Origin of the sequence: Micromonospora sp. MH33, assembly GCF_003013775.1 — a bacterium.
Classification (GTDB): Bacteria; Actinomycetota; Actinomycetes; order Mycobacteriales; family Micromonosporaceae; genus Micromonospora; species Micromonospora fulviviridis.
In genome coordinates this window covers 1-10,687 of the sequence record NZ_MUYZ01000240.1, presented here as the reverse complement: position 1 = coordinate 10,687, position 10,687 = coordinate 1, and the positions used below count along the sequence as shown (strand labels likewise).

Below are 10,687 nucleotides of genomic sequence, written 5' to 3'. Positions count from 1 at the left end.
GACCCCATCTCGTGATCGTCGTCGCCGGAGAAGCCCTGATCGACCTCGTGCCCGAGCGCACGTCGAGCGCCGCGGCGGGCGACCGGCTGCCCGCGCTGCGGGCCCGGATCACCGCCGCCCTGGGCGGCCGGGTCGGCGCCCCACCCGCGGACGCCGGCTGACCGGGCCGCCGGGTCGGCGCCCCGTCCCCGGGCGCCAGTTGGCCGGTCGCCGGTCAGTTCGGCTGGTCGAGGATCGCGCTGAACCGCTCCTCGGCGAGGTCGAGCTGGGCGAAGATGTGCCGCTTCACGGGCGCCGACAGCGGTGTGTCCGGCCGGGCGATGAGATCACGGAAGACCGGCACCAGCGGCCGGTACTTGGCCGCCGAGCGGGCCACCTTCGGCCCGACCGTGTGGATCACACCCACCCCGTTGTCGGTGAAGTCCGACACCTTGATCACCCGCGCCCAGGGCTCCCGGTCGAGGCTCGCCGCCACGTGTTCCCGGTACTGGACGTGCCGGTCGCGCCCCGGGTCGTACGCCGGGTTGGTGACCGCGCCGACCAGCCGGGCGACCCGCGGACCGAACCGCGCGGCCAGCGCGGCCAGCGCGGCTGGCGTCGGATCTCCTGCGACGTCCGGGCCGGCCAGTTCCGCGGGGTGGTCCTCCACGGCGTCGTGCAGCAGGCCCGCCACGATCACGTCCACGTCCCGCACCTGGTAGTGGTGCATCATCCGGATCGCCACCCGGAGCAGGTGGTTCAGGTACGGCTCGCGCACCCGCCGGTCCTCCCGGTGCAGTTCGGCGGCGAGGTCGAGGGCGGCGGTGAGCCGCTCCCGGGCGGGTTCGTCGAACGCCTCGACCTCCAGCCGGAAGCGGGCCAGCAGGCCCGGCTCGCCGTGGATCTCGGTGATCGCGTGCATCGGCATGGTCGCCAGGTACGCCGGGAATTCCATGCGTCCCTTATAACTGATCTTTGCCAGGCAGTGTGGCCCCCGGTCGGCCTCCCGACCGTATCCGGTCAGCTGCCGGTGAGCCGCTTCACCAGACGGACCGTGGTGCCCTCCGGGGTGCCGACGATGCTCGCCTCGTCCATCACCCGGTTCATGATCAGCTGTCCCCGGCCCCGGTCGGTGCCGTCCCCGCCGGCGTCCGCCCCCCGCCAGCCGCCGCGGTCGCGCACCTCGATCACCAGGTGGTCGCCGCGCAGCCCGGCGCTGAGCGTGGTGATCCCCTCGGGCGCGAAGCGGTAGCCGTGCTCGATGGCGTTGGCGCACGCCTCGCCGGTGGCGATCAGCACCGTCTCGATGTCGTAGTCGCTCACCCCGTGGGCGCGCAACCAGCCCCGCAGCCGCTCCCGGGTGGGGGCGAGCCGGCCCGGGTCGGCGGGCAGGTCGACGGTGAAGACCGGGGCCGTCCCGGCCGGGTCGTCGCCCGGCACCAGCCCGGCGGCTGTCCCACCCTCCACGTCCGGTCCCCCGTCCCGCGCACCTGCCGGGCCTGGGCGCTCGTCGTCACCGTCCCGTCCTGTCCGTCATTGTCCCCGATCCGGGCCGGCGGTATTCCTCGACCCGGCCGTTGGTTCCGACCGGATGCCCGATCCCCGCGGGGCGGGCCCGGCGCCGGCGGCCCGCGGGTCACAATCGGCGGGTGGACCTGGTGCTGAACCTGCTGGTGGCGCTGCCGCCCGCGCTGGTGCTGGCCCTGGTGTTCCTGCTGCCGGCGCTGGAGGCGTCGACCCTTCTCGGGCTGCTCGTGCCGGGCGAGATCGCGGTACTGGTCGGCGGGGTGCTGGCCCACGAGGGGCGGCTGCCGCTCTGGGCGGTGATCCTCGCGGCGATAGCCGGCGCGGCCCTCGGCGACCAGGTCGGCTTTCTGGTGGGCCGCCGGTACGGCCGGCGGCTGCTGGCCCGCACGCCCCGCCGGTTCGTCCGCTCCGGGGAGCTGTCACGGGCGCTGGACCTGGTCCGCCGCCGGGGCGCCGCCGCGGTGGTGCTCGGCCGGTGGGCGGCCGCGCTGCGCGCCCTGGTGCCCGGGCTGGCCGGGATGAGCGGCCTTTCGCGGCGCGCGTTCACCCTGGCGAACCTGGCCGGGGGCACGCTGTGGGCGGTGACCGTGGCGCTGCTCGGCTACCTGGCCGGTGCGTCGTTCCGGCTGCTGGAGCGGCGGCTCGGCTGGGGCGGCGAGGCGCTGCTCGCCGTCGTGGTGCTCGTGGTGGTCGTGCGGGTGGTCCGGGCCCGGCGGGCCGCCCGCCGCGAACGGGCGCACGCCGCCGGACCCCGCTGACCGCGCCGGTGGTCCGAGCCGGCGGGAGCGTGGTCGTGGGTCACATGGGGAAGACGGTCCAGAGCCAGTCGCGGAGCCCTGCCGTCCGGTGCCGGCGGTGGTGGTTCGCCGGGCCGTTGCACAGTCCGGAGCGGTGCTGGTCCCGCTGCCGGTGCGGCGCGCTCATCGCGCCGAGGTGGTCACGCCCTCTCTTTTGATCATGGCTTCGATGGTCGCAGGACCGTCCGTGGGCGGCAACGGTATTACCGGCCGGGCGAGGAGCCCTTGCCGACGTGCGTGGAGCCGGTCATGTTCTCGAAGGGCGGCGTACCGGGCGTCTCCGGCCGGTCCGCTCCGGCCGAGCTGATCGGGGCCAGGGCTGAGCCGGTCAGGTCGGGGCGGGGCCGAGGCTGTCCCGGCGGACCAGTTCGGCGGGGAGGCTCTCCACCCGGTCCCGTCCGTCGGCCGGCTCCAGCGCCAGGGTCATGGCCCGGGCGCCGAGTTCGGCCAGCGGCAGCCGGACCGTGGTCAGCGCCGGGGTCACGTCGGCGGCGATCGGCATGTCGTCGAAACCGACCACCGAGACCTCCGCCGGCACCCGTACCCCGCGGGCGCGGAGCAGGTTCAGCGCGCCGACCGCCATCGAGTCGTTCAGCGCCACGATCGCGGTCAGCCCCGGCGCGGCGTCCAGCAGGTCCGCCGTGGCCCGGGCCCCGCCGTCGCGGGTGAAGTCCGCGTACCGGATCCACGCCTCCGGCAGCGGCTCGCCCAGGCCGGCGCCGAGCCCGGCGATCCGGTCGCTCGTCGTGGTGAGGGAGCGCGGGCCGGCGAGCACGCCGACCGCCCGGTGCCCGAGCCGGCGCAGCTCCGCGCCGAGCAGGCGGGCGCCCTCCTCGTTGGCCGGCAGCACGGCGTCGCCCCGGTGCCGGTGCCGGCCGATCACCGCCACCCGCCCGCCGTTGGCCGCGTACGCGGCGAGCCGCTCGTCGAGCAGGGCGTTGACCGTGGGGTCGTGGTAGCCGGAGCCGGCCAGCACGATGGCGGCGACCTGCTGGGCGCGGAGCAGGTCGACGTACTCCACCTCCCGCTCCGGGTCCCGGTAGCTGTTGCAGATGATGACCAGCCGGCCCCGCTCGGTGGCGACCCGTTGCAGGCCCCGGGTCACCTCGGCGAAGTACGGGTCGGAGACGTCGTGCACCAGCACGCCGACCACGCTGCGTTGCGGCCGGGCCAGCAGCTGGGCGTGCGCGTTCGGCACGTACCGCAGCTCGGCGACGGCCCTGCGCACCCGCTCGCGCAGCTCCTCGGCGACCGGCTTGCTGCTGCCGTTGATGACCCGCGACGCGGTCGCGGGGGAGACGCCCGCCCGACGGGCGACGTCGGCCAGCGTCGCCATGCGCACCCCCCTCGCACACCCCGGTGGCCGAGAGGCTACCGCAGCGCCGCGGGGAAAGCCCTTGCCTGATCGGTGGAGGCGGCGCTCACCCGGAGCGGGCGGTGGGGCGGGAGGTGGTCGCCGTGCTGCGGACGGCCTTGACGATGGCGGGGATGGAGCCGATCAGCAGGACCAGCGCCCAGATCAGCGCCACCACGGCGAAGACCACCGCGCCCAGGTCGTCGGTGATGCTGACCAGGATCCCCGGCACCAGGTGGTGCAGGAACTCCAGCACGACCGTCCCGACAAGCGTGGTCAGCGCCAGCAGCACCAGGCCCTTGTTCTGCAGGAAGCGCGGCTGGGCGGCCAGCAGCAGCGCCGCCCAGACGAGCTTGAGCAGCAGCACCAGGCCGAGCAGCACGGCCGCGTCGCCGACCGGGAAGAACCCCCACACCGCCAGGTACGCCAGCGTGCCGAACGGCGCGGCCAGGAACAGCGAGACCATCACGGTCAGCTCGACGAAGGCGACGATCAGCAGGACCAGCGACACCAGCAGCAGCACGATCGAGAAGACCAGGGTGGCGACTCCCTGTACCCGGCCCTGGATCCGGTCCGGCACCACCAGGCTCAGGCTGAACAGCCCCGTGGTCCAGAGCGCCACCAGGTCGATCAACGCCAGGTGACCGGTGCCCCGGCCGGACGGCTCGGTCACCGTGCCCACGTCGGCCAGCGCGACGCCGAGCTGCCCGGCGCTGTCCCGCAGCGCGCCGCCGGCGTCCCCGCCGCCGGTGAGCGCCGCCGCCCCCAGCTCCAGCCCCACCACCAGCGCGATGGCGAGCAGCGCCAGCAGCAGGAACGGTTTGCGCAGCTCACCCATGTCGCGTCTCCTCACCGGCCGGCGCCGGCCGGCCGGGCCCGCGTCCCCTCAGGACCGGGCGACGGTGACCACGCATCCGCCACCTCCCGGGCACCGCAGAACGACCTCGGTCTCGCCGTCCACCGCCACCTTCGCCACCGCCGTGCCGTCCCCGCCGGGTGTCACCTCGTCGGTGACCGTGACGTCGGCGTCCCCCGGTGCCGGGGCGGTCACCACGAACGGCGCCGCGCTGCGCAGCACCAGGCTGCGCAGGCCGCCCGGATCGGCCACCCGGAGCCGGCAGGCGGTGCCGAAGCCGACCACCACGCCCTCGGCGGACGGGCTCGGCTCGTTGGCCGGCGGCACGCACGCCACGGTCACCGTCGCCGGGTCCACCGTGCCGGCGTCCCCGCCGAACCGGGCCAGCCAGCCGGGCCCGGCGGCCGGGTCGCCCCGGTCGTGCCGGCCGCCGCCCACCGCCACCACGTACAGCACCACCAGCAGGCCGGCGAGGGCCGCCAGCAGCACCTTCTGCCGCCCGCTCACGGCTGGAGGAGCTGGGTGAACCGGATCTGGTCGACCCCGGCGTAGTACCGGTCGGTGCCCTGCGTCTTGCTCACCGCCACCAGGCTCAGCTTGTGCGGCCCCCGGGCCAGCTCCACGGTGCCCACGTCCACGAAGTCGGTGCGCACCACCGTCGGGGTGAAACCGAAGAAGGTGTCGCCGACCTGCCGGCCGTCGACCAGCCAAATGGTGTTCGCGTAGTCGAACGAGGTGGTGCGCACGGCGGAGAGCCGCCAGGTGCCGTCCGCGGGCAGGTCCACGGAGACGGTCACCCGGTCACCCACCGCCCGGCCCAGGAAGAAGAGCTGCGCGTCCCCGGACCAGACCACCTCGCAACAGTTCGCCTGGGACACCACCTGCGCCGGCGCCGCCGTGGTCGACTGCACCGCCGCGCCGGGGATCAGGCTCTCCGCCTCCACGGTCACCACCTGGGCCCGGGGCGGGGGCGCCGGGTCCCCACCCCGGCTCACCAGCCAGACCACCGTCCCGGCCACCACCAGCAGCAGCGCCGCCGCGGCCGCGAGCCACGGCCACGGCGCCCGCTTCGGGGGTACGACCGCCCGCACGTCGTAGGTCACCCGGCCGCTGGACCGGGAACTCTCCTCGGGCGCGGTGTTCGCCGAGTACGCGAACCCGGTCATGTCGTAGCGCCGGGGCGGGGTGCCGGGCGGCACGGCGAGCCGGACCAGGAACGACACCGAGCCCTGCCCGGGCACCACCCGCTGCGGCTCGGCCACGGTGAACCAGCCGCGCTGGGTGCCCTCACCGGGAGCCACGTCGAAGACCACGGTATCCGGCGCCTCGCCCGGGTTGGAGACGGTGAAGGTCAGCTCGCCGCAGTTGCGCGCGTCCAGGGTGAACTGCTCGGCGGCGGCGACGACGGTCCATTCGGTGGTCATGACGGCTCCTTTGACGGCTGGTCCTGTGCTGCGGTGGCCGGGTCGGTGGTCACCTCGACGGTGACCGCGGCGGGCTTCTCCGCCTCGACGATGCGGGTGACGAGGGCGAGCCGGTCGGCGGCGGCCGGCGGCACCCGGACCACCACGTGGAACGGCCGGTCGGCCGGCTCGTCCAGCACGAACCCGGTCACCCCGGTGGCCAGCTCCAGCGCGGTCCGCATCCCGTACGGGGTGCCCCGCCACCGGGCCAGCAGCGCGCCGTGCGCCACCAGGTCGCGCAGCCGGCCCAGCGGCAGCGGCAGCGGCGCGTCCGCCCGGGGCGCGGCGACCACGTGGTCCATCGCCACCCACCGGGTCAGGTAGGCCACGAACCCGTCCGGCGTCCGGTACGGCGCGAACAGCGCATCCACGTCGGCGAGCACCGCCTCGTCCGGGGCGTGCAGCGCCTCCATCACGTCCAGCAGCGCGCCCAGCACGCTGCCCGGGCCGGCGGCCCGCTGGTACGCGGCCGGCAGCAGCCGCTCAATCGTCGCTCGGCGCATCCTGCCGCACCACCTCGATGTCGTGCTCGCCGGAGCAGAGCAGCCAGGTGCCGGGGACGGTGACCACGTCGGCGGTGGCCTGGTTGGCGCTGGCCGTCCAGTCCTCCGCGTCGCCGCTGCGGTACACCCCGCGCTCGCCGCCGGCCAGGATCAGCCGGCCGGCCCCACCGGCGCCGGAGGGCACGGTGGCGGCGATCGCGTCGACCGGGACGAACCGGGTCCGGTCGCGCAGCGGCAGCCCGCAGTTGACCATCACGGGCTGCCACTGCGGCTGCGCGGCCAGGGTGTCCAGCCGGACCACCCCGCCGCTCTGCGTGGCGGCCAGCGCCAGGGTGCCGCTGAACGCCAGGTCCCGGCAGGTGCCGCCGATCCAGCCGCTCGCCACCGACTGCCACTTCACGTCGGACTCGAACAGCCGGGTGCGGTGGCAACCCTGCCCGGGCTTCTTCGGGTCCGGCTCGCCGGCGCCGCTCCACAGCAGCGTGGCCGGGCCGTCGTACTGCACGGCGAGCACCCGGTTGTCCACGTTGGCCAGGCCGACGTGGGCGAAGCTGCCGGGGCGGCCGGCGGCGGTGGACAGGTAGACGCCGAAGCCGGCCTGCGCCGCCACCGCCACCCCGGGCGCGCCGCGCTCGGAGACGAACGACCGGACCGCGTAGAAGCCGCGGTCGGCGTCGGCCGGGTCGACCAGGATCTGCAACGGCACCGCGCCGGGCAGCAGGGACACCTCGTACAGGCCGGCGTCGGTGGCCAGCAGCAGCGCCCCCGCGCCGTCCCGGTCGATCCAGGCCAGGTCGCGCACACCGGAGTCCAGGTCGGTGAGGAGCGTCCAGGTCTCGCCGAGGTCGGTGCTCAACCGGACCCGGGAGCCCCCGGCGTCACGCGTGGTCACCACGGCCACCGAACCGGCCCGGGGCACCACGCCGGGGCGGGCCGGGGCGGGGGCGGGCACCACCCCCACCACGCTCTCGCCGTCGAACCGGCCGGCCGGCTCCCAGCCCGCCCCGGCGTTGGTCGAGCGGAACAGCACCGGGCCGCGCCCGGCGTACCAGGTGCCCGGCTGGTACTGGTCGACGGCCACGGCCCGCACCTGGGCGTCCGGCGCCTCGTCGACCACGAACCGCACCGACTCGACGTAGCGGACGCCCGGCTCGGCGTGCTCCAGCATCCGGTACACGTTGGAGGCCCGCAGCGGCTCGCCGAACGCCCAGCCGGCCGGGTTGAGCGGGGTGGGCAGCGGGCTCAGCGTCTGGTGCAGCCGGTCGTGGATGCGCCGGCGGACCGCGTCCACGTCCTCCTCGCGGCGGACCACCACCCGGGCCCGGATGGAGACCGCCTTGTAGCGCGCCCAGCCGGCCCGCACCGCCGTGCCGAGCGCCCGGCGCCGCTCCAGGTCGGCCTCCACCCGGCGGCGGGCCTCCTCGACCTCGTGCTCGCGCAGCACCGCCACCGGCAGCCGGCCGCCGGGGCGGGCCTGCTCCGGGACGTACGGCACCAGCACCACCTCGACCTCGCCGGGGCGGGCGAAGCTGTAGACCGCCGCCCGGGTGAACGCCCGGGCCCGGGCCACCGCCCCGGACCCGGCGGCGAGGATCTCGTAGTCCCGGGCGGTCACCGCGCGCTGCTGGGCGAAGAACTCGTACGGCCCGCGCGCCAGGGCCGACTCCAGCGACTCCAGGTCCCGGCCGCCGGCGGCCGGGACCGGGTTGTCCACCCGCAGCCCGGGCAGCGGGTCGCGCAGGGTGGTCAGCGTCCCGGCCGCCACGTTCCCGGCCGGCCCGCCGCCGCAGCGGTACCAGAGCCGGACCTGCCGGCCGGCCGGCGGCACCGCCGCGACCGGGCCGGGCGCCCCCTCGACACCCGGCCCGGACCCGTCCGCCGGCCGCAGGTCCAGCGCCGGGGCGAAGGTGACCACCCCGGAGGCCCGGTCGACCAGGTAGACCTTGGCCTGCGGGCCGACGCCGGCGAAGCTGTCCACCGGTCGCCAGATCTCGTACGTGCGGCCCTCGTGCTCCCGGGCGGCCGCGCCCAGCTCCACCGACCCGGTCGGCACCTCCACCCCGAGCAGCAGGTCCAGTGCCTCGGTGGTCCGGGCCAGCGGCGCCCGGGCCGCCCGGAACACCTGCCCGGCCTGCCCGGTGCCGGTGCCCAGCAGCTCCGCCTCGACCGGCTCGCAGTGGTGCACGCGTACCGTCACCTCGGTCTCGCCCGCGGGCAGCACGGCCGGCTCGGTGGTCACGAAGACGACCGGCCGGGGGTCCGCGCCGCGGGCGGCGGCGACCCGGGTGCCGGCCGGGACGCGGACCGCGCCGCGGTCCGGCCCGGTCCGGGTGAAGCGGACGTCCGCCCAGGCGGCGGCCGGCGGGTGCCGGGTCACCCCGAGCAGGTTGAGGAAGGCCACGTACGCCTTCTCCGGCAACTGGTTCAGCCGGTAGATCATCACCTCGGTGAGGTAGGCGAACGCCTCCAGCAGCGCCATCCCCGGGTCGTGCGCGGAGAGGTCCGTCCAGTCCGGGCAGGACCGGCGGATCCGTTCCCGCGCCTCGGTGACCAGGTCGAGGAAGGCGCGGTCGTCCAGGTGCGGCACCGGCAGCGTCATGGGGTCGCCTCCTCGCCGGGGTCGTCGTCGACGGGGAGCAGGTCGACGGAGAAGACCAACTGGCCGGGGGACAGGCTGGCCCGCACCCGGTAGTCCAGCCGGATCACCAGCCGCCACGGGTCGTCCGGGTCCGGCCCGGCGTCCACGTCGAGCACCTCGACCCGGGGCTCCCAGCGCCGGATCGCCTGCCGGACGTAGTGGATCGCCAGGCCGGCCGTGGTGTCGTCGTTGGGCGCGAAGACCAGCCGGTGCAGCCGGGAGCCGTACCCGGGGCGCATCAGCCGCTCGCCCGGCGTGGTGGACAGCAGCAGGAACAGCGCCTGGCGTACGGTCTCGTCGCCCTCGGTCATGGCCAGGCCGCCGGCGGCGGTCAGCGCGAGACCGCCGGTGCGACCCGCGTCGAAGCCGGCGCCGACGAAGCGGAAGGCCCTCATGCGTCCGCCCCCAGGTAGGTCTGCCGCGGGTCGCGGACGGTGTGGTGGACCAGCCCGGGCGGGGTGCCGTCGGTCAGGCCGTCCAGGTTCGACAGCACTACCCGGTGGCCGTCCACCCGCAGCCAGGCGCTGTAGCCGACGGTCACCTGCAGCGTCTTGGCGCAGGGCTTGATGGTCGGTCCGTAGTTGGGGCACGCGGCGATGTCCCGCCCCTCCGGGTCGGCCTCGACCAGCACCGGTACGCCCCCCACGGTCACCCATCGCTGGGAGGGGCGGTTGGCCACCCGGCCGTCGTGGTCGCAGGTGATCAGCGAGTCGCGGTGGATCCAGCGCATCAGCCACCTCCGTGGGCGCGGGCGAGGGTACGGGCCTGGGCGGCGGCGGTCTCGGCGTCCTCGGCCGCCTCCGCGTGCAGGAAGTCGACGGTGCGGGCGCGCACCACCATGGCGCGGCCCGGCGCGGAGAGCACCAGGTCGCCGGCCGCGTGCACGGTGGTTAGCTCGGGACGCAGCTCGACGAAGCTGCCGCCGTCGGTGGCCAGCCGCAGGGCGCGCCCGTCGTCGTCGATGACGATCGACTGGCCGGTGCCGGTCCGCATCGACCAGCGCCGGGACCGCCCGGACACGATCCCCGCGTCGTACGGCTCGACCGCGCCGAACAGCGAGCCGAGCACGACGCCCGAGGCCGGCTCACCGCCGGGCAGCGCCACCAGCACGGTGTCCTCCGGGTCGGGCAGCGCCACGATGCCCTTGCCCCGTCCCGCGCCCGGGCAGAGCACGGCGAGCCAACCGGCGTCCAGGTCCCCGTACGCGGGCAGGGTCACCCGGGCCCGGCCCAGCCCGCCCGGGTCGTCGACGTCGGTGACCGTGCCGAGGGTGACCGTGGCCGCCACCGGCGCGGCGGCGGGCGGCGGCGCGGGCGGGACCGTGGAGAAGCGGGTCAGGTGCCCGTTCGCGTCGAGCGTGTGCACCACCTCGGTGAGCACGTACACCCCGGCGACCGGGTCGGGTACGCCGGCCAGCGCGATCCGCCGGCCCGGGCGCAGCGCCGGATCACCCTCGGCCGTGCCCTCGGCGGTGACCAGCGCGGCGACCCGGGCGTCCAGCCCGGCCTGGGCGAGGGCGGCCAGCTCGTCGTCGCTGCGGCCCGGCTGGTCGACGGCCGTGCGCACCCCG

13 protein-coding genes are annotated in these 10,687 nt (G+C 76.0%); 1 reads left to right on the top strand and 12 read right to left on the bottom strand.

Features of this window, described 5'->3' with window-relative positions:
- Positions 1 to 214 precede the first annotated feature (214 nt).
- Both B0E53_RS27365 and B0E53_RS27360 read right to left on the bottom strand, forming a co-directional pair.
- The gene (locus B0E53_RS27365) at positions 215 to 934 is read right to left on the bottom strand and encodes an HD domain-containing protein (RefSeq protein WP_107078656.1); all 720 of its coding nucleotides are present in this window, start codon (positions 932 to 934) and stop codon (positions 215 to 217) included.
- 65 nt (positions 935 to 999) lie between these two features.
- Positions 1,000 to 1,446, bottom strand: a complete 447-nt coding sequence (locus B0E53_RS27360) for an ATP-binding protein (RefSeq protein ID WP_246835619.1) — start codon at positions 1,444 to 1,446, stop codon at positions 1,000 to 1,002.
- Positions 1,447 to 1,628: 182 nt separating this feature from the next.
- On the opposite strand from B0E53_RS27360, the gene B0E53_RS27355 reads away from it, so the two are divergent.
- On the top strand, positions 1,629 to 2,264 hold the full coding sequence (locus B0E53_RS27355; RefSeq protein ID WP_210406234.1) for a DedA family protein: 636 nt from the start codon (positions 1,629 to 1,631) through the stop codon (positions 2,262 to 2,264).
- Positions 2,265 to 2,304: 40 nt separating this feature from the next.
- Here the strand turns inward: B0E53_RS27355 and B0E53_RS40250 are convergent, their stop codons facing one another.
- The 10 genes from B0E53_RS40250 to B0E53_RS27310 form a co-directional block, all read right to left on the bottom strand.
- The gene (locus B0E53_RS40250) at positions 2,305 to 2,430 is read right to left on the bottom strand and encodes a hypothetical protein (RefSeq protein WP_256567476.1); all 126 of its coding nucleotides are present in this window, start codon (positions 2,428 to 2,430) and stop codon (positions 2,305 to 2,307) included.
- 201 nt (positions 2,431 to 2,631) lie between these two features.
- The gene (locus B0E53_RS27350; protein ID WP_107078657.1) at positions 2,632 to 3,639 is read right to left on the bottom strand and encodes a LacI family DNA-binding transcriptional regulator; all 1,008 of its coding nucleotides are present in this window, start codon (positions 3,637 to 3,639) and stop codon (positions 2,632 to 2,634) included.
- A gap of 85 nt (positions 3,640 to 3,724) precedes the next feature.
- Complete coding sequence (locus B0E53_RS27345; protein WP_107078655.1) at positions 3,725 to 4,495, bottom strand: hypothetical protein; 771 nt, start codon at positions 4,493 to 4,495, stop codon at positions 3,725 to 3,727.
- Between the two features lie 48 nt (positions 4,496 to 4,543).
- On the bottom strand, positions 4,544 to 5,020 hold the full coding sequence (locus tag B0E53_RS27340; RefSeq protein WP_107078654.1) for a hypothetical protein: 477 nt from the start codon (positions 5,018 to 5,020) through the stop codon (positions 4,544 to 4,546).
- Positions 5,017 to 5,937: a hypothetical protein gene (locus B0E53_RS27335; protein WP_107078653.1), complete on the bottom strand. Its 921-nt coding sequence runs from the start codon at positions 5,935 to 5,937 to the stop codon at positions 5,017 to 5,019. Before B0E53_RS27335 ends, B0E53_RS27340 begins: the two co-directional genes overlap by 4 nt.
- Positions 5,934 to 6,479: a phage tail protein gene (locus tag B0E53_RS27330; RefSeq protein WP_107078652.1), complete on the bottom strand. Its 546-nt coding sequence runs from the start codon at positions 6,477 to 6,479 to the stop codon at positions 5,934 to 5,936. The genes B0E53_RS27335 and B0E53_RS27330 overlap by 4 nt, the downstream gene beginning before the upstream one ends.
- Positions 6,460 to 9,078, bottom strand: coding sequence for a putative baseplate assembly protein (locus B0E53_RS27325; RefSeq protein ID WP_107078651.1), 2,619 nt, complete (start codon positions 9,076 to 9,078; stop codon positions 6,460 to 6,462). Before B0E53_RS27325 ends, B0E53_RS27330 begins: the two co-directional genes overlap by 20 nt.
- The gene (locus B0E53_RS27320; RefSeq protein WP_107078650.1) at positions 9,075 to 9,512 is read right to left on the bottom strand and encodes a GPW/gp25 family protein; all 438 of its coding nucleotides are present in this window, start codon (positions 9,510 to 9,512) and stop codon (positions 9,075 to 9,077) included. Before B0E53_RS27320 ends, B0E53_RS27325 begins: the two co-directional genes overlap by 4 nt.
- Positions 9,509 to 9,847: a hypothetical protein gene (locus B0E53_RS27315; protein WP_107078649.1), complete on the bottom strand. Its 339-nt coding sequence runs from the start codon at positions 9,845 to 9,847 to the stop codon at positions 9,509 to 9,511. Before B0E53_RS27315 ends, B0E53_RS27320 begins: the two co-directional genes overlap by 4 nt.
- Positions 9,847 to 10,687 (bottom strand): phage baseplate assembly protein V (locus tag B0E53_RS27310; RefSeq protein WP_246835618.1); only part of this gene is annotated, 841 nt, incomplete at its 5' end. The genes B0E53_RS27310 and B0E53_RS27315, both read right to left, overlap by 1 nt.